We start from the raw sequence: 19435 nt of genomic DNA on the forward strand, positions 1-19435 counted from the left end.
CTCCCCCCGAGCCCCCGTCGCTTCGAGACGGGCCCGGGCGAGAGGCCCTTACGCGCTTTGGCTCAGCTGGCCGTGCGCAAGGCGGTCTTGCGTTCGCGGCGGCGGCGGTGCAGGCACGGCTCCGTGTAGCCGTTCGGCTCCTGGCGTCCCTCGAACACCAGATCCAGCGCCGCGGCGAACGCGATGTTCCCCTCGACCGGAACCATCGGCTGATAAGCGGGATCCTTGGCGTTTTGTCGGTCGACGAGGGCAGCGACCTTCTCGAACGTGGCTACCACCTGTGCGCGTGTCACCAACCCATGGTGCAGCCAGTTGGCGATGTGTTGGCTCGAGATGCGCAGCGTGGCGCGGTCTTCCATCAGTCCCACGTCGTGCATGTCCGGGACCTTCGAGCAGCCCACGCCCTGATCGATCCAGCGCACCACGTATCCCAAGATGCCCTGGGCATTGTTCTCGAGCTCCGCTTGGATCGTCTCGGCGTTTGGACGTTCGGTCAGCACGGGCGGCGTGAGCAGGGACAGCAGCGGCGCCCGCTCGCGCGAAGCCAGCTGGGCCTGTACGGCGGCCACATCGACCTGGTGGTAATGAAGCGCGTGCAACGTGGCCGCGGTGGGGGAGGGCACCCACGCGGTGGTGGCCCCGGCCCGCGGATGAGCGGCCTTCGTGTCCATCATCGCCCTCATCTCATCCGGCATGGCCCACATGCCCTTGCCGATCTGCCCGCGCCCCGCGAGGCCCGCGGCCAAACCCACGTCCACGTTGTGGTCTTCGTAGGCCCGGATCCACGTGGCGTTCTTCATGTCCGCCTTGCGCACCACGGGTCCGGCTTCCATCACGCTGTGAATTTCGTCACCCGTGCGATCCAAAAACCCCGTGTTGATGAAGATCACACGCTCGCGCGCATGTCGCAAACACGCCCACAGGTTCGTGGTGGTGCGCCGCTCTTCATCCATGATGCCCATCTTGATGGTGTTGGGCGCAAGACCCAAGGCACGCTCCACCGCTGCGAATACGGCCACGGTGAATGCCACCTCTTCGGGGCCGTGCAGCTTCGGCTTGACGATGTAGACGCTGCCCGTGCGGCTGTTGCGAAGAGGCGAGAGACCCCCAAGGTCGGCGCGTGCCGCCAAGGTCGTCACCATCGCGTCCAGCAGGCCTTCGGGGATCGGCTCACCCTCGGACGACAGCACGGCATCCGTGTACATGTGGATGCCCACGTTGCGCACGAGCAGCACGGAGCGCCCGGGCAGCGTCAACGCGGCTCCGTCGACGCCTACATACGTGCGGTCGGGAGCGAGCCCGCGTTCGACGACCTTGCCGCCCTTGTCGAAGCGCGCCTTCAGCGTGCCTCGCATGAGGCCGGTCCAGTTGCGGTACACGCGCACCTTGTCCTCGGCATCCACGGCCGCCACCGAATCTTCGCAGTCAGCGATGGTGGTGAGCGCCGCTTCGAGCGTGACATCCTTGATGCCGGCGGGATGCATTTTGCCCACCGGATGTATGGCATCGAGCGCGATCTCCACGTGGAGGCCGTTGTGACGAAGCAGTACATGGCTGGGCCGGCCGGCTTCGAGACGGAAGCCCACGAACAGGTTGGGGTTCACGAGCGCCGTGTCCTGTCCGCCCACCAAACGCAAGCGCAGCGCCTTTGGGGATGCGCCCTCCCCCACGCTGAGCTCGGTCACCTCGGCCCACGATCCCCCCTCGAGGGGAGCGATCCCGTCGAGCAGGCTCATGGCCTCGGCCACCACCTGTGCGCCTCGGGTGGCGTTAAAGCCTGCGGTCGCCCGCAGGTTGTCGGGGTCGGCGACCACGTTGGTGCCGTAAAGCGCATCGTAGAGGCTGCCCCATCGGGCATTCGCCGCGTTGAGCGCGTAGCGCGCGTTGTCCACGGGCACCACCAGCTGAGGCCCCGCCGTGCGCGCGATCTCGAGGTCCACGTTCGCCGTTTCGATCTGAAACGCCGGACCTGGCTCGACGAGGTAGCCTATCTCCTTCAAAAACCGCTCGTACGTGGGCAGGTTGAAGGCTTCGCCCCTGTGCGTGGCGTGCCAGGCGTCGAGCTTGGCCTGCAGCTCGTTGCGCTTGTCGAGCAAGGCCCTGTTTTGCGGGGCGAAGTCCCGAACGAGGACGGCCAAAGCCTGCCAAAAAGCCTCCGGTGTCACACCTGTCCCTGGTGCCACCTCGTCGCGAATCAGCGATGCCAAAGCGGGGGCAACCTTCAACCCCGCAACCTCGATGTAGTCGTGATGCATGTTCATCCTTTCGGTAGCTGGAGCGGGTCGGCGAGGTGCAACCCATAAACCGCCACCATGCCCAAGATCCCCACCATCGTGAGGTAAAAGAGCGTGGGAAGCAGTGTCTTTCGAAGCGTGGTGCCCTCTTCCCCCAAAAGCCCCACGCTGGCCGAGGCGGCCACCACGTTGTGAATCGCGATCATGTTGCCCGCGGCCGCGCCCACGGCCTGGAGCGCCACCACCATGAGACCACTGATCGCGAGGTTTTGGGCCACGCCGTACTGGAACTGCACGAGCATCATGTTGGACACGGTGTTCGAGCCCGCGATGAAGGCCCCGAGCGCCCCCACCACGCCCGCGACCCCCGGCCACACGGCGCCCACATTTTGCGAGGCCCAGCTCGCCAGCGCGATGGGCATGCTGGCGTAACCCCCTCCGTTGACGTCGGAGTGGATCAGGATCCGCACCATCGGAACGGTGAACACACAGCACCACCCCTGCACCGCGCAGCACGCGCGAGGACTCCACGAAGGCCTGCTTGAGGGCACGACCCGGCATCGCGTGAAGCCGGCTGGTGATGAGCACCACGAGCACCAGGATCGTGCCGGGCAGGTAAAGCGGGGTCGTCTTGGCAACGATGTTGGTTCCGAAGATCCCAGGCCACACCAGGGCCACCCGCTTGAGCGCTGCACCCAACCCCAGGTCCACGCGGGTCAAAACCAAAAGGCTCGCCAGCAGCACGTAGGGGATCCAGGCTTTCCAGGCTGGCAGCGACGAGGTGGCCGCTGCGGCGCTGGCCTCGGCCTTCGCGTTCAGGTGGCCTCCCCAGCTCGGCGGCCACTCCGTGCGCGGCGGAAAATCCCACGTCGTTCGGGAACGGAGCCACCCTTTTCGGGCCACGAACGTCATGGTGGCAAGGCCGGTGAGGCCCCCCAACAGCGACGGGAATTCGGGGCCCAAAAACCAGGCGGCCAGCACGTAGGGCAACGTGAAGGCCACGCCCCCCAGGAGGGTGAAAGGAAGCATGCCCAGCCCCTCGCGCCAGGACCGCCGGGCGCCAAAAAAGCGGGTCATCATCATGCACATCAACGAGGGCATGAACACGCCCACGATCGCATGGACCGAAGCGGCCCGCGCGGCCACCTCCCGCAGCACGTCGACGCCCGCGGCGGTGCTGCGGGTCATGAAGGCCTCCCCGAACCCAACACTCACGCCAAGCAAAACGGGAGTGCCCACCGCGCCGAAGGTCACGGCCGTGGACTGGATCATCATGCCCAGCATCACCGCGCATGCCGGCGGAAAGCCCATCGCCACCATCAAGGGGGACGCGATCGCAGCGGGAGCGCCGAAGCCGGCGGCGCCCTCGATGAAGCTTCCGAACAGCCAGGCCACGATGACCACCTGCACGCGGCGGTCCTCGCTGACCGCATGAAACCCTCGGCGGATGGCATTGACGCCCCCTGAACGCTCCAGCGTGTGAAGCAACAAGAGCGCGCCGAACACGATGTAAAGAATGTCGAACGCCGCAAACAAACCGCTCACGGAGGCCGCGGCCACATGGGCCATGCCCACCTGCCAGGGCCCCAGGGCGATGCCAGCCGCGATCGCAAAGGTCGTGGCCATGCTCCACTTGGCGGACAGGCGAAACCCGATGAGCAAAACGCCGCCCAACAGAAGGGGCAGGGCGGCCAACAGCGCTTGAAGTCCCGAACTCAAGCGCAGCGATATACCACGACCACCTGCCAAAAGGGCACCACGCCGGGCCCACGGGGCGGGAAGGTCCGCGGGGAGTCTGGGGCCGCGGCCGCGCGGTCTCTTGCTCAATCTGAGTCGAAGATGATGTCGCGTCGCGCCCATGGCGGCGCGTCGATTGGGCAGCGACCTCACATGACACGAACGAGGCTTTGCCGTAGGCTGAAAACCGACAAGTCCCCGATAGAAGGCGCCCTTCGACATGACGAACGAACGAATCCGCATTCTGATCGTCGACGATCACGATCTGGCCCGCGCGGGCCTCAAGGGATTGCTCGAGGACGAGGCCGACATGGTGGTGGTGGGGGAAGCGCGGTCGGGCATCGATGCCGTGTCCGCCTACCGGGCTTGCCAGCCCACCGTCGTGCTGATGGACATCCGGATGCCCACCTTCGATGGCATCCAGGCCACGGCCGCGTTGCTCCGCGAAGATGCCAAGGCCAAAGTCCTCGTGATTTCGTCCTACGATACCGAGGAAGAAGTGTTTCGCGTTCACGAGGCCGGGGCGAAGGGCTATCTCCTCAAGGAATCGCGGCGGGCCGAGATCCTCGAAGCGGTGCGCTCGGTGGCGACCGGGGGCCGGCACACACCGCCCTCGGTGGCTGAGCGCCTCGAGAGCCGCAAACGCGGCCCCACCTTGTCATCGCGCGAACGACAGATCCTCCAGCTCTTGCACAAGGGGCGCAACAACAGGGAGATCGCCGAGTCTTTGGCCCTGTCTCCGGGGACCGTGCGTATGTACGTCAGCCAGATCCTCGAGAAGATCGGAGCCTCGAACCGCACCGAGGCCGTGACCTTGGGCCTTGCCCGCGGCCTGATCTCACCCGGCGACTGAAGGCCCTCCCGTTGCGCTCGGGCAGATGACGAGCTTCGCGGGCCCCACGAGCCCTGCGAGCGCGGGTCCCGCGGGCAGGTCCTTGTCGAAGAACGCTTTTTCACCGTCGTGGTAGGTCTGGCGTTGCTCCCCGAGCCGCCGGGCCAGGCTGCGAGGTACGGGTGTTTTGGGCGAACGCAGGCCGCGCACGTGGTTGACGAGGCCATTCGTCACCACCACCTCCAGACGGTAGCGTCCTGGTTTCATGCCCTGACCCAGCCTCACGCGGTGAGGTGCCATCCACAAGGTCTCGACGAGCATCCGCTTTCGTGCCGGGCCTTCCAGGAAGACCTCGGCCACGTCGCCCACCAGGCCAAGGTCGAGCCAAAGCGCGTTCGCAGGTCCCACGTCGTTGCCTTCCAAGTCGAACGTGGTGACATAGGTGGCGCTGCCCGCAAAGTGCGCGAGCCCTTCGAGCTCGTGCCATGAGCCAAGCGAGGTCAGCCGGCGTGATCGTCCCTCAGCGCGCAAAGTCCACTCCTCGAGAGCGCGCTCGGTCCGGGCGGGCCCGGGGTGCGACGGGGCCGGCGTGAGCGCCGGAGCGTTCACCAAGAGCGGGCCTGGCTGCCTCCGGGCGGGGCGATCGCTTCGCAGGTCCTGAGGCGGCCCCGAGGCCACGAGGAACACCGACTCGTAAGGTGCGAGGCGCAGCGTCACCTGGGTGCGCCCTTCGGGCCCTGGGCCCTCCGTGCGCGGCTCGAGTGCTTTGCGGCTTCCCCGCCGGGGGTCCCACAGCTCGAGCTCGCGGGCCAAGATGCGGAGCGACAGCTCACCCTCGAAGTCTGTGGCTTGCACGTTCGCGACGAAATACACGTGCCTGCCGTCTTGCTGGCGATGTGCCCAGGTCAGCCCCTGCCGTCCACGTTCGCCGCGCGGCAGGCTGACGTCGGGAGGCACGCACAGGGCAAGCGCCTGCCGCAGTTCAGCGGCGCCCTCGCGCTCACCCGGTGCGGGCTCGACCAAGCTCCACGGCGCCGGTTCGTGTTTGAGGGGGCGCCTCCACGCGGGGACACGCACCACGTTGCCCCGCGCGCCCAGAAACAGCGCGTCCCGCGCGCGGGCGAAGGCCGCGGCGTCAGCCCACCCTGGGGCGGCCTGCGGGGGTTCGCCCAACACCAGCACCTTGCCGCCGGCGGTGGCAAAGCGCGCGAGCTGGGCAAGGGTATGTGTGGGCATGAAGTGCACGTCGGGCACGATCACCACCGCGTGCGAAAGCCCCCCGGCTAGCAAGCGGCCCTCACCGATCTGGCTGCGGTTTTGGAGGACGTCGTCGTTGATGATCTCGTAGTCGTAGCCGGCCCTCACGAGCAGGTCACCCAGGCCACCGTACGCGAGGAAGCGCCTTTGGATGTTCCATACACCCGTTGCGGCCCAGCGATCGCAGTGGGGTGAGTACACCGCGATATCAGAGACGGGTTGCCCTTGCCGGAGCATGTGACTGGCGCGCGCCGTGTACGCGGCAAGATGGTGGTAGTGCTTCCACCAGGGCATCCACGGGTTGATGGGGTTGCCCCAGGGCATGTCACGCGAAGGCGCCACCAAGGGCTCGGATGAGGCCAAAAAGCCGTGGTTGTACACCTGGGTGATGCCATCGCGTAAGAAGGCATCCGTGGCTATCTTCAGGTCCTGCAGCGAAGCGCGGTAGCGGTCCTTGTGCAAAAAGGTGAAAGCCTCGGCCGACACGAAGCCGCGTTCATAGTAGCGAGCGCCAGAAACCGTCGCGCGCCGCGGATCTTCCACGCTCTGTCGCCACGCTGTCGTCACCTCCGTCTCGGGGCGCGCCACGGCGCCTGCGCTTTGCACGATCTCCGTCACGAAGCGGTAGTGAGGCTGAACGCGCGCCTGCACCCCGATCGCCTCGCAGGCGCTCGCGAACTGCCGAATGGTCGCGAGCCCCCGTTCGTGGAGCATGCGGTTCACCTCGAAGCGCACCGCCGCCGTCTCGGCCCCCCCGTCGTGCCACAGATGAGGCAAGAGCGGCCGTAGGTCTTTCCCGGTGCGCTCCGTGAAGGCCTGGAACAAGTCGTTCGTCCACAAGACCGTCTCCGGCAGCGGAACGATTTCGAAGCTGTCGCAGAAAAAAGAATCGATCGTGTGACCCAGGTCCGGGCCGAGCGCGCCCACGAGCTTGTCCACGAGGTGGCGGCTGTAGCGTTCGACGGCCTTGGGGTTCAAGTGGTCGACCACGAAATGTCGGCCCGCGAAGTCCTGCGCGCTGTTTTCCTGGCCCGTGTAGCGCAGCCAATACCCGAACACGCGCCATCGACCCGGCGGCGCCTCCCACGGTCTTGGCGTCCCCCCTTCCGCAAGCGGCAAAACGTGGGCCTGCGCGAAATCCCAGGCGTCACCCTTCGCCGGCACCGCCACCACGGCCAGCAAACTGTCCTCGTCCTGGGCTTGCCCTCGAAAGCTCGGGTCCACCACGTGGTGAATCAGCGTGACCTTGGGAGCTTGGTACCGCGGCAACTCCGGCGTGAGGCGCTGGCCGCCCGCCACGTCCGTGAAGGTCTGCGCCAGACATTTGCTGCGATCGTCCGGCCCCACCCAGGGGCCACCGAAGCTCCAGCCCGCCCCGAAGGTCAAGCTCACCTCGAGATCCAGGCGCTTCGCTTCCCTCACCGCATGTTTGAGCTGCGCCAGGTGCGCGTCCGAAAGGTAGTCCGTGCCACCCCGCTCATACAGATGCCAGGTGGACATGATCTCCACGCCGCCCATGCCCTGCGTGGCCATCTCTTTGAGCTGCCGGCTGATCTCCGGCAGGGTCAGGGCGTTACCGGGCCACCACCAGCGGGTGTGAGGGCGGCAGGAACGGGGGGGCGCCTGGAAGCCCTGCCAAAGCGCGTCCCCACCCGCAGCGGGCGCGGGAGCGGGCAGCGCGGCGCGGGCGGGCCGACGCAGCAGCAGCGAGCCCGACCCGAGCGCGATGCCAAGTTGCCTCCGGGTGAGAGTCGAAAAAGCCCGAAAGGCTGAGGGCGAACGCCTGAACATCCTGCTTAATGTGGGGGCTCGAGCCGCGAAAGCACTAGCGGATCGTCAGGCTAACATCTCTGTTGGCCTCGCGGGCCGCTTGCGCCATGCTTGACGCCCTCCCCGTGTCGATGGGATCCGGCGTGCCCAGCTCTTCGCTTCATGCAACTCGTTGCGGGCGGTCCTGCATCCGGTGGTCGGTGGCTCGGCTCGCGTTCCTATTCCTATTCCTGTTCCTGGGCCTGGGAGTGGCCGTGCCCGCCCTCCCCGTGCACGCGGCCACGAGGGCGTATCAGCTGGTCGAGGTCAACCGAAACTGGTACGGCATAAACGCTCTAGGCCAAACGGACGACGGCTTTTTGTGGGTGGGCACCGAAGTGGGGCTTCACCGGTACGACGGTGCGCACTTCGAGTCGTTCACCAGCCGCAGCACCCAGGGCGGCCTCGGCGCCGACGAAATTCGCACCCTCGCCGCCGGCAAAGACGGCTCGTTATGGGTGGGCCTCGCGAACGGCAGCGTGAGCCAGCTCACGCAGGGCGCATGGAAGAGCTACGGCGTGGTGGCCCCCGAAGCGGCCACCGCGGTGACCGTGGCCGCCGATGGCAGCGTGTGGGTTGCGTTCGACCGCAAGCTCTTTTTCAAAACCAAAGACGCCGCGGCGTTCACTCCCCATGCCCGCTTCGAGGCCACCGTGAGCAAACTGGTGCCGGGCGCCGGGCGCGACGTGTGGGCGCTCGCAGGCGCGCGGGTGTTCCGCATCGAAGCGGCCGTGGTGCGCCCCGAGCCTGCCGCGCTCACCGTGCGGGCGCTTGCGGCCCTCGAAGAAAAGCCGCCTCTCATCGTCGACGACCGGAACCAGGTCGTGCGGCTGGGGGATGCTTCGCGCGTGCTCACCCACTTCCCGGAGGCCTCACCCCCCTTCGATCTGGCCGCCGACAGCGCAGGGCGGGTATGGTTCTCGGCGGGTGGCCTCGTCAGGGGCTGGGATCCTCGCGATGGACACAGCCGCCCGCTCGGGCCTCTTCACCGGCGTGAGCCCGCGCTTCTCTACGTCGATCGGGACGACACCGTGTGGGTGGCAAGTGGCATCGCCCTTTACAGGTTGGCGCGCAAGCCGCTCGAGGTGTACCCGGGCGCAAAGCCCGACGGCATCGTCTTTTCCGTTCAGGAGGATGCGCAAGGCGCGATTTGGTACGCCACCATGAACGGCGTCGTCCGCGTGGCGCACGGTGAGACGCAGGCCTTCACCGTACACAACGATATCCCGCTCGACTGTGTGCGTTCGCTGTGGCCGCGGCGCGAGGGCGGTTTGTGGCTGGCTGGATGTGGCAAGGGCTTGGCACTCTTCGATGGCCGCACCTTCACCCTTTCGCCCAACCCCGCAGGCCGAGATTCCTTCACGCGTCTGGTCTTCGAGTCCCGCGACGGCACGCTCTGGCTGGCTCCGCAGCTCGGCGGGCTCATTCAGCGCCGCCCTGGTGAAGAGGATCACTTCGTGGTCGAGCCGCCTTCTCACTGCCGTCCCACCCTGAGCCCGGGCTGTCCCCACGCAGGGTCCAGCCTGGCCGAGACCCCCGACGGCGCCGTGTGGTTCGCCACGGAAGGCATGGGCCTTTACCGGATCAAGGAGGGGCAGGTGCAGCGCTTCACGCCGGCCGACGGCTTGCCGTCCCTCCGCCTGCTCAGCCTCTACGTCGATGGCTTGGGGGTCCTGTGGATCGGTACCAAGGACGCCGGGCTCGCCCGCCTGCGGGCCGGCGCTTTCGAGAGGCTCGACGAGCGCAAGGGCCTGCCCACGAACAGCGTGAACGGCATCGTCGAAGACGGCGTGGGGCATGTGTGGCTGGCCAGTCCCACGGGGGTCTACCGACTTTCACGGGCACAGGTTGACGCGGCCTTTGCGGGCTTGGCGCACTCGCTCGACCACGAGGCCTTCGGGCAAGCGGAAGGCATGGCTTCGGCGCGGACCTCCGAGCGGCAGCTTCCGGCCGCGCTGCGCGCCTCGGACGGGCGCCTGTGGTTCCCCACGCACGATGGGGCGGTGGCTTTCCCCACACCCGCGCCGCCGCGCATGCTCCCCGTAACCGCGCCCGTGATTCAGGTCTCCGTCGACGAGGGACCTTTTGTGTCCGTGCCACCCGATGGACGCGTCACCGTACGCCAGGGGCCTTTGACGGTGAAGTACGTCGTGCCCCATCTCACGGCGTCTCATCGGGTCCGGACCTCCTATCGCCTGGCGGGATACGACGCGGAATGGACGACGGCGGGCGCATCGAACCTGGTGAGGTACGACCGTGTTCCCCGAGGCTCGTTCACGTTTGTGCTGCGCGCCTCCCTGGGCGACGACTCTAGCCGCACGCGTGCGGTGTCCATCGGGGTCCGGCGCAAAGGATGGCTCGACTCGCCCGTGTCGTGGATGGCGGGATTGGCGCTGCTCACGGGCGCCGTGTTCGCCGTGCACCGCGCCCGTCTACATCGCGAGACCTCGCGATTTGCAGCCGTTCTCAAAGAGCGCAACCGCATCGCCCGCGATCTGCACGATGGTCTCGCACAGGGCTTCGCCGCCATCAGCTACCAGCTCGAGCGGGTGGCGTCCCGGCTGGGCAAGGACCCGCAAGGCGCCCAGCAGATGCTGGAGAAGACCCACGATCTGGTCACGCAGTGCCGGCTGATGGCACGGCAGACTGTTTGGGACCTGCGGCTTTCTGGTCAAGACGGCGAAGGTGATCTGAAGACCGCGCTCGCGCGGCTCTGTGACCAAGCTACCCTGGCCTCGAACGCCGTCGTGAAGTTCGAGGCGGTGGGGGGCACGCCCCGGGCGGCGAACGTGCCCGAGGTCCGCGACGAGCTCGTGGCCATCGCGCGCGAAGCGGTCACGAACGCGCTGGTCCACGGCAGGGCCCGCAACGTCAGCGTGAAGCTCGTGCGAGACCACGAACAGGTGCGCTTGCGGGTCAACGACGACGGCGCCGGGTTCGACCCGGCGGAAGTCGCGCGCCAGGGGGGCGCCCACTTCGGGCTCAAGGGCATGGAAGAGCGGGCCACGAAGCTCGGCGCCCGCCTGCACGTAAAGAGCGCACCCGGGCAAGGGGCCACGTTGGAGGTCAGTCTCGGTTAGCGGGCAGGACTCTCCACGCTTGCATCGCCGGCGTCGGGGAAGTCGATGTGGATGTGGTTGCCATCTGGGTCGTGCACGTGGACCTGGCTGATCGCGAAATCGTCGAGGCGTCCCTCGCGGTGCGGAACACCAAGGGCGTCGAGCCGTGCCAGAAACCCCGGTAAGTCCCGCCCTGCCAGCGCGAAGTGTTCGAGCTGCAGCGAAGCGCCCGGCGTGGGCGGCTGACTCACCTCGACCAAATGCACCACCGGATGAGCCCCCACGTACATCCAAGCGCCCCCAAAGGAAAAGCCGGGTCGAGGCCCCGGGCGCATCCCCAGCACGTCCCGGTAAAACGCCACCATCTCCTCCAGCCGGTGGGTCCGGACGTTCACGTGGTTCAGGCTGGTGACGTACACGGCGGCATTGTGGCGCCGCCGAACTTGCACCCGCAACAGGAAAAGAAAAGGCGCCTTGGAGCTTCTCGTCGGAAGCTCAGCAAGGCGCCTTTCGTTGGCGAAGCCTCTTTAGGCTTCACTCATAGGCCGTTCAATCAAAGCACATGACGTCTCTGAAGAGCCAACGGAAGCGGTCGCCGGCGTAGGCTACCCAGCTGTCAGGACCGTGCCCGCCCGGAGTGATGACGTATTGGTACTCCACCCCCTTTTCCTTGAGCGCAGCCGCGAAGTCCGTGTTGGTCGCTAGCCAGTTCGCCTGGCATGACGACGTGTCGTCCTGTCCGGGAACGCCTTGAGGCGTGATGTCGTTCTTGCCGACGCTCAGCGAGACGCGAAGATTCTTTGCAGCGCAGGACCTAACGAGCTTGCTGTAACCAAAGTTATCGCAGCCTGGAAGAGGCGTTTGGTCCTTGCCCGTAACCGGGCAGCAGAGGTTGGGCGGGGCAGGTTGCTCTCCGGGCTTCGGTGGGGGCGGTTGAATTGGACACAGGACGAGCTGAGTAGGATCTTGAAACGCTGTCATACCCAACCGCATGAAGCACACAAAACTACCCGACCCCGAGAACACCTTTCCAACCACATCTGGCGCACGCCAGGCGAAATCGAAGGCTTTTGCGCCCTCGGTGCTCTGCCCGATCACGGCACGCATTTCCGGCTTGTCGGAGAGTTTCGGAAAGAGCTGCTTTAGCCGGGGAAGCACGAACGTTCGCCAGTTGTCGATTGCCTGGCGCGTATCCCGACACTCAATGGTGGACCCGTGTTCCGTGGGCCAAACTACAAGCAGGGGAGGTATGTCCCCGTTCTGGGCGAGCTTGTCTGTGAGGCCCTCGAGTGTGAAGGATCGGTTCGTGTAGCCGGTGAAGTTGCGATTGGACTCCAATCCTCCGTTGCCGTCTCCCCCGAGAACGAAGAGCACGCCAAGCCCTCCGTTCGCGGCGTTGTCCATGGCTTTGGGTACGTAGATTTTCTTGAATAGCGCACTGTCTCCCGCCCCAGCGTCGAGCTCTTGGTATTTGCCCCCAGCACTCGTTAGACCATTGAGGGGCTCCATTACCGAGCCTGGCCCCTGTCCGAGGTCTCCGTCCTTGAGAAGCGCCCTGTCGAGCGTGCAAACGGCCGGTCTGTTGGCCTTCGGGGTCGTCCTTTTCGCTGGACCCGCCGCACCCGGATAGCAGCGGTCTCTTTCAAACGAGCAGAAATCGACGGGAGCCGTTCCCCCGGTACCGGAGCCTCCCATGTCTCCCCCCCCGGTTCCGGCGGTGTTTCCGCTACCACCAGAACCGCCGCTTCCTGCCGTACCGTTGGCGCCCCCGGAGGTGGTGCCGCCGCTGCCGCCGTTCGCCGTCGTACCACCCTTTCCAGCCGTCCCAGATCCGCTGCCGCCGGAGCCGCCTTTCCCAGCGCCGCCGGATCCGCCCTTCCCGCCATCCGAACCTCCGTTATCTCCGCCGGACCCGCCCTCGGGTTCGTCTTCGTCTGAGGTCTCAGAGCTACTGCATGACAGCACCACGGCCGGAGCGGCGAGCAAAAGGGCCAAACTACTCAATCGAACGGATCTTTTCATCACTGAGTCTCCTCGAGGTCCCCTCGAGCCCCTGAGGAAAGGGCCCAGATCGGGGAACAATTTACAGCTAGAGTGAAACGAGCTCGATCGGGAAGCATGCCGCATCCTGGCTGCAAGGTCCATCGTAAGCGGAGGTCTCATGAGGCCAAAGTCACTCGACAGTGCCTGACGAGGCGTGTCGCTGCGCGAGCCTGCCGAAAACAGGTGCTTTCGTTCCGGGCTGGCGATATCGTGTGCCGTTATGCGCGACCGGTACCCTCGCCTGGTAGTGGCCCGTCAGGCCAAATTTCTTTTGCTCCTCAGCTGTGTGGGCCTTCTCGATGGCTGCAAAGGCGACGGCGGCGATGACGGAGCCGGCGGGTCGGGAGGCAACCGCGGAGGGGAGAGCGGCGGCGGTTCTGGCGGAGGCAAGGGTGGGTCCGGTGGAGGGGGAACGGGCGGCGGTGGGTCAGGTGGAATGGGAACCGGCGGCGACGCTGGGGGCACTGGCGGCATGGCGGGCGCCGGCGGGTCCGCGCTGCCGGCGTTCCCTGAGTACGAAGTCGAGCCTCGGCCGACGCCGATCACGGAGCCGCCGACCGCGCAGCCGAGCACGACTTATCCTGGGAAGATAGAGTTTGACGCTGCCGATGACTTGTCGTCGAAGTTTTTCGTACGGAAAGGCACGGCTTCGGTCGAGGGAGGTGCGCTCAAGATCGAAAAGCAACGCTCGGCCGTGCTCGTCTACGACACCACACCCGATGCCACACCCACGGACTTTTACAACCAGTTTTCCGCCACTGTACGATTCAAGAGCGACAAGGCGCCCGTTGTTTGGTTTGCGTTCGCAACGGACAGCAACCGAAACGACGGCTACCAGGTGTCGTACCGAATCAATAAAGGGCGGACCGGAGGCCCGGAGGACGTCGACGTCGAGTCGGTGCACTTCTGCAAGGAGTGCTGGCTCGGCGGCATCGCCGAAGTGCAGAGTGGCGACACCGGGAATATTTGTGACTCCGGCAGCTCGTGTACCTCCCGAGATGGCGAAGCTTACGGATGGACCTACCTCGAGCCCAACGCTGGATGGTCCTCTGTGCGCGTCACAGTCAAACCGGCGCCTCCGTTCTTCCTGGACGCCTGGGTAGAACTGCTCGACGAAGCAGGTGTTGCGCTCGACCGACAAAACCACCGCTTTGCGCTCGTAAAGCGCACGATCGGCGAGTTCACGGTGGGCATTCGCGCCGCCGATGCGGATGTCCTCGTCGACTCCCTCACGCTCGAGGCGCCGCGGGAGGTCACCATGCCCGAGATTGTCACCGCCGAGGGCACAGGGCTCAGGATGTGGCTTCCCACGAAGCTCAGGGGCCAGGGCAAGGTCAAGGGTGTCCTGATGGTCGATCCCCAGATGGACGGGGACGGGAGCCGTCTTTTCTTCCACTACATGCGTCGCTTCGCTAGCGCGCACGACTTTGCGCTCGTGAGTGCAGGTGGGAGCACAGGGCCGGCCGCCGTGGTCTCGGGGATAGGTTTGCTCGCGGACAAATCGATGCACCCGGAACTAAAGACGGCACCGGTGTTCGTCAATCAGCTCCTCTCGGCACTGCCGCACGAGGCGCACGGAGATCCTGCTCTTTCCCAGCGCATGATCGGGTTCGTTCTGGACAAGATCAGCCTGCGCCGGGATGCGATGGACGCACCCATACCTCTGGCCGCGAGCACCGAGGGGGGACGGAAGGTTCCTGGTCTCTACTTTTTCTCGAGGAAGTCGATTTCGTCGAACTTCTCTCGTGTTCGCCCCGTGTTCACGGAGGGACGTGGTCAGGACGCGCTTTGGGGAATGGTGCTGCACACCAATCAGACCAACGCGATCGTCGACTCGTGGGTGATGTTTCTGCCGTACTTGCAGGAACTCATACAGTTGCGCCTTAACAGCGACGGCACCCTCAAGCCGCTCGACAAAACCAAGGGCTATCTGGGAACGGTCGTCGATGCTCTCGCACCCATGAAGTATGCCGTCGACGTCAAGCCATACGCAGACGCTTCCGAGATGGAGCGCGCAGACCAGACAATGAGCTTTCTGCCAGGGCCTGAGTCCGCAGCTGTCTATCAGGGGTTCTTCTATTTCCGAGCCCTGAGGAACGCTCAAGGACAGCCTGTGACCGAAGGCATTTTCCCGGTGTTGGAGCCGAAGAAGATTCGTTGGAAGCAAGCTCCGCCCCACGGCAAGCCAGGGGAAAGCCGAACACTGTCCCTCGAAGTGGCATCAGGGTTCAGTTGGAAGAAGATCGAAGTTTATGAGATCTACAAGGGTGTCAGCTTGAAGAAGACGATCATGGCTGGAGGTAACGCTGGTGAGCCGATTACCTTCGAGGCCCTCGGTGCGGGAGCACATACATTCATCGCGAAGATGTGGAGCGATGACGACATTCTGCATGTCACGCATCCGGTGGTCGCCATCATGGGCGACGACGGATAGGGTTTTTGGGGAGGCGTGTTGGGGCTCCCAAAACACGCCTCCTGTTGCACCCCGTTGGATTGATCTCCAATCCGATTCCTGGTAGTGCTTGGACCATGCGCAGTGTGCATAGCGTCATGGGTCGTTGCCTTGGATTGCTCTTGGCTCTTGCTGCGCTGGCGACACCAGCGCCGGTTTTTGCGGCGGACTCGTCCGAGTTGTTGATTCGCCAGGGCGTGGAACTCCGGAGGAGAGGCCGGGATGCCGATGCCTTGCCCAAGCTCCAAAGTGCTTACGAGCTCTCGCGAACACCGCGTGCCGCGGCTCAGCTGGGTCTATGTGAACAAGCCTTGAAGAGGTGGTCCGACGCCGAACAACATCTTTCTGAGGCCTTGTTTTCTGAGTCCGACGCCTGGGTGCAGCGCAACCGTGAAGTGTTGGAGGACGCCCGCAGCACGGTCAGACAGAACCTGGTCGGCCTCGAGCTGACCGTCACGCCCGATTCCGCGCTGGTGTCGATCAACGGAGCCCTCCTCGGGAGGGCTTCCGATGTCGGCAACGTGTGGATTGCGCCGGGACCTGTCAGCGTGAGCGCTTCGCTCGATGGTTACGTGCCGACGTCCGTCGAGCGGACGGGACACGCGGGGGAGGCGTTGCGGGTCTCTCTCGAGCTTGCGACTCCGGTAGCCCCACCCAGTGCGACGGAAACCTCTGCCCAGCCCGCGGAAGGGTTGGCTGCGACGGCTTCCGCTCCTGGGAGAGATCGAGACTCGGCGGGTTCGGGTTCAGGTCACTGGAAGCCCTACGTCGGGTGGAGCCTCGTGGGACTTGGAGCTCTGGGGCTCGGCTGGGGCGCGCTGTCCTACTCGGATCGCGAGGCTGCTGCCAAAGACTTCAACGATGACAGCAACGGCTGCTTCGTGGCACCAGGCGGGACCATCACGGGTGGCAGCGCGTGCGAAGCGCTCGACCAAGACATCGCGAGCGCAACATCCCGAATGACCATCGGCCTCATCGGAGGGGCGCTGCTGGCTGGCGGCGGAGCGGCGTTGTTGCTTTTCAGCTCCAACTCCGAACCCTCCTCCACGATGGCGGCTGGCATGGGCCCCAACTGCGCCCCATCAGCGGGACTTGGCAAAGCGGGCGGATCGTCGCTGGGAGTGTGGTGCGGCGGCCGTTTTTGACGAGCGCGCAACTTTGCCTGCCCCAACGCCGAAAACCTAAGTCGAAGGTGCTTTCCATGCTGTCACTCAAGGTATCTCGTCACTCCTCTCTGTTCGTGGGTGTTCTTGCGGCGCTCATGGCGGTTTCCTGTACTGAACAGAGAACCGCGCCCAACGTCGAGGGCATGGGCGGCACAGCCGGCCTCGAGGGCATGGGCGGCACCGGCGGGGGCCCGGAGGCCGACGCGGAAGCGCCGCTTGGAGGTGAAAGTGGAGAAGACGCAGGGCTTCCTTTGGACCCCGATGCAGGCACGGAAGAGACATGTGTTCTCACGGAGAAAAAGTGCCAGGACGACAAGGTCTTGGAGTGCCAATCCGCCGGGTGGGTCGAGGTAGACACCTGCGACCGCATCTGCGAGGGCGGGATCTGCACAGGTGAGTGCAAACCAAACGTAGAGAAGAAATGTTCAGCCGACGGAAAGGGCCTTCAAACCTGCTCTGCGGATGGAAAGGCCTTTCTTCCCCCGGAGCCGTGCGAAGGTCACTGCCTTGGGAATGCCTGCGTCGCCTGCAAGCCGAACTCACCGAAGTGCAACGGAAATCAGCCCCAGGTCTGTAGTGCCGCTGGTCAATGGGAAAACGCGGGCAGTGCCTGCGAGACGGGCTGCAACGCACAGAACGGCTTGTGCTTCGGCTGCCCCGAAACGGGGAAGAAGACCTGTACGGGCAAGCGCCTGATGGTCTGCTCTGCGAACAAAGAATGGGTCGAAGAAAAGACCTGCGCCGCTGGTGAAGGGTGTGTTCAGGATAAGTGCACGCCTTGTGAACCAGGGGTCTCGCAGCCGAAGTGTCAGAGCGACAAGGTGTTGGAGTGCGGCGCCGATGGCCAGTGGAAGGAAAAGCAAAACTGCACGAACTTGAAGGTGTCCTGCCACGCCGGAGAGTGTGGCAATTGCAAGGTGGGCGACCGATCGTGCTCGGGGAAGGTGCCCCAGCTTTGCGGATCCGACGCCCAGTGGAAAGCCGAGCCGGCCTGTCCCGTGTTCTGCAGCAACAAGGACGGCAAGTGCCACGACTGCGTTCCGGACGCGGCTGGGACGGCACCGAAGTGCGATCCCACGGGTAAGTTTCTGCGTAGCTGCAATGATTCGGGTGACTTCGTGAGCGGGATGACCTGCTCAGCCAAGGGCTGTGTGGTGGGCCGTACGAAGTGCAGCGACTGCACCCCAAACACGGATACCCAGTGCGTGCCTATCTCTGGGGGGGCGCGGGGCGAAACGTGCAACGCTTCAGGTGAGTGGAGCAATCCTCAGATGTGCACGGGGGGCCAGGGCTGTATCGCAGGCACTTGCAAAGCGTGTCAGCCTGGCGTGAGCGCGAACGTCTGCCGCAACAACAAGGTGGAGACTTGTGACTCCACGGGGGCTTGGGTGGTGTTGGATAATTGCGACACCAAAGGCGTGACGTGCGCCAACGCCACCTGTGGGCAGTGCATGAAAGACGCTACCGGTTGCGATGGAAAGGTGCCGCAGGTCTGCGGTGCCGACGGGACGTGGGTCAAGAAGCCTGCGTGCTCGATCTACTGCTCACCATCGGACGCAACGTGCGGAGATTGCGTTCCTACCTCGACGGCCGTATGCGTGTCTGGAGCACTGAAGACATGCTCGAACGCAGGGAAGTACGTCGCTGTGACTCCCGCATGCGAACACGGATGCCAAGAAGCAGCGACGAGCTGCTACAAGTGCCCTCTCAATCAGCAGACGTGCAATGCTGCGGGAACCGCTGTTGTGAAGTGCAACGGCAACGACTACAGCACTGTTGTCCAGAACTGCACCAATTCCACGCCTGCGAATGCGAACACAATCTGCGTCGGTTCCTCCTGCAGTTGGGCCTGCAAAGACGACTTCAAGCAATGCGGAACCAAGTGCGTGCCGGACGGCGGTTGCTGCGAGAATTCGGACTGTACGGCGGGACCCAATGCCGTTTGCAATCAGACAAAGAATCGTTGTGAGTACGTATATAGGCTCCCATTCACGACGGCTCAGTCGGGTCGGATGTTACTTGACATACAAGGCGACTATCTGTCCTCAGGCGCGCAACTGGGTTGCGGCGGCAACGACTTTTTTCCGGGCGTTGCGCGCATGTTCCTTACCTTTGACCTGACACCGATCCCGTCGCAGCGCACTGCGGTAGCTGCAAAGCTTTGGCTCAAGGACATTTACCCGTCTATTTACGAAGGATTCGAACAGTTCCTCGGTCCGTTCGTATTTGACTCTCTTTCATTCGGCACTCTTCCTTCGCCCGGGTACTCCGCCTCAGGGTACTCCGCCTATGCCCTCCAGCAGACTCCTTACGCTTCTGCTGGATTCAACATAAAAAGTACTTTTCCCGGGTCTCAAATGACGGGGGGACAAACCGTGACCTTGACTGTTGACGTCACGGCCGCCGTTGCGGACGACCTCGTGTTCAGGGCGACGAGGTCCAACAAGAGCCAGTTCCGGTGTTCACACGCGGACGAACAATTAGGCGAGAATTCGGGAGGAGATGGCATTAGTTTCGGCGCGGAGGTCGACCCTAGCCAAGCGCTTCTGGAAGTCACTGTTGTTCCCTACTGAGGCGGTCAGACAGGAGTCTCTTCCGCGGAGGACTTCGCCGCCTACCGCTTGCCCAGACCGTTCATGGGCACCAGGGGCGCCTCTCCGGACCGCCACTCCTGGGACGAGTCACACCCCGGATAGCTGCCGGCAGTGGCGTGGTCATCGAGCAACTGACGAACGTCAACTGCAGAGTATCCCTTTCGCGCTGATACTCCTGTTAATACCTGACGCATGATCATTGCGTGGGGTACTGGCGGGCTCTGGGCTGTAGTCCATCCCCACACATAGGCT

General features: G+C 64.7%; 10 protein-coding genes. 5 read left to right on the forward strand and 5 right to left on the reverse strand.

The genetic code is table 11. From position 1 onward, the window contains the following. Positions 1–62: 62 nt before the first annotated feature. A complete protein-coding gene (locus KA712_02455) occupies positions 63–3929 on the reverse strand; it encodes a malate synthase G (GenBank protein ID MCG5051798.1) in 3867 nt (1288 codons plus the stop codon). A 262-nt stretch (positions 3930–4191) separates the two neighbouring features. Here KA712_02455 and KA712_02460 point away from each other — a divergent pair, with 262 nt between their 5' ends. Next, a complete protein-coding gene (locus KA712_02460) occupies positions 4192–4824 on the forward strand; it encodes a response regulator transcription factor (GenBank protein MCG5051799.1) in 633 nt (210 codons plus the stop codon). Here the strand turns inward: KA712_02460 and KA712_02465 are convergent. Continuing rightward, the gene (locus KA712_02465; GenBank protein ID MCG5051800.1) at positions 4810–7851 is read right to left on the reverse strand and encodes a hypothetical protein; all 3042 of its coding nucleotides are present in this window, start codon (positions 7849–7851) and stop codon (positions 4810–4812) included. The two genes, KA712_02460 and KA712_02465, sit on opposite strands and share 15 nt — an antisense overlap. Before the next feature lie 233 nt (positions 7852–8084). On the opposite strand from KA712_02465, the gene KA712_02470 reads away from it, so the two are divergent. Further along, positions 8085–10949 (forward strand): ATP-binding protein, encoded by a 2865-nt coding sequence (locus KA712_02470; protein MCG5051801.1) that lies wholly within the window; start codon positions 8085–8087, stop codon positions 10947–10949. Here KA712_02470 and KA712_02475 read toward each other — a convergent pair. Together KA712_02475 and KA712_02480 are read right to left on the reverse strand one after the other, a co-directional pair. Then, positions 10946–11383 (reverse strand): VOC family protein, encoded by a 438-nt coding sequence (locus tag KA712_02475; GenBank protein ID MCG5051802.1) that lies wholly within the window; start codon positions 11381–11383, stop codon positions 10946–10948. The two genes, KA712_02470 and KA712_02475, sit on opposite strands and share 4 nt — an antisense overlap. A 94-nt stretch (positions 11384–11477) precedes the next feature. Next, entirely contained in the window at positions 11478–12332 is an 855-nt protein-coding gene (locus KA712_02480) for an esterase family protein (GenBank protein ID MCG5051803.1), read from the reverse strand. 1252 nt (positions 12333–13584) lie between these two features. Here KA712_02480 and KA712_02485 point away from each other — a divergent pair. Together KA712_02485 and KA712_02490 are read left to right on the forward strand one after the other, a co-directional pair. Then, positions 13585–15405, forward strand: coding sequence for a hypothetical protein (locus KA712_02485; GenBank protein ID MCG5051804.1), 1821 nt, complete (start codon positions 13585–13587; stop codon positions 15403–15405). Between the two features lie 95 nt (positions 15406–15500). Next, positions 15501–16568 carry a tetratricopeptide repeat protein gene (locus tag KA712_02490; protein ID MCG5051805.1) on the forward strand — a complete coding sequence of 356 codons (1068 nt, stop codon included), beginning with the start codon at positions 15501–15503 and terminating at the stop codon, positions 16566–16568. Positions 16569–17397: 829 nt separating this feature from the next. Here the strand turns inward: KA712_02490 and KA712_02495 are convergent. Continuing rightward, positions 17398–17832, reverse strand: coding sequence for a hypothetical protein (locus tag KA712_02495; GenBank protein MCG5051806.1), 435 nt, complete (start codon positions 17830–17832; stop codon positions 17398–17400). 769 nt (positions 17833–18601) lie between these two features. Between KA712_02495 and KA712_02500 the strand changes: the two genes are divergently transcribed. Next, positions 18602–19162: a hypothetical protein gene (locus KA712_02500; GenBank protein MCG5051807.1), complete on the forward strand. Its 561-nt coding sequence runs from the start codon at positions 18602–18604 to the stop codon at positions 19160–19162. Positions 19163–19435: the final 273 nt, after the last annotated feature.

It is taken from the genome of Myxococcales bacterium, from assembly GCA_022184915.1.
In the GTDB taxonomy this organism is placed as follows: Bacteria; Myxococcota_A; Polyangia; order Fen-1088; family Fen-1088; genus JAGTJU01.

Excerpts from the sequence above, each read along its gene's own strand:
- KA712_02480 (MCG5051803.1), bottom strand. The coding sequence starts at position 12,332 with ATGGACAACGCCGCGAACGGAGGGCTTGGCGTGCTCTTCGTTCTCGGG.
- KA712_02500 (MCG5051807.1), top strand. The coding sequence starts at position 18,602 with ATGTTACTTGACATACAAGGCGACTATCTGTCCTCAGGCGCGCAACTG.
- KA712_02465 (MCG5051800.1), bottom strand. The coding sequence starts at position 7,851 with ATGTTCAGGCGTTCGCCCTCAGCCTTTCGGGCTTTTTCGACTCTCACC.
- KA712_02490 (MCG5051805.1), top strand. The coding sequence starts at position 15,501 with ATGCGCAGTGTGCATAGCGTCATGGGTCGTTGCCTTGGATTGCTCTTG.
- KA712_02460 (MCG5051799.1), top strand. The coding sequence starts at position 4,192 with ATGACGAACGAACGAATCCGCATTCTGATCGTCGACGATCACGATCTG.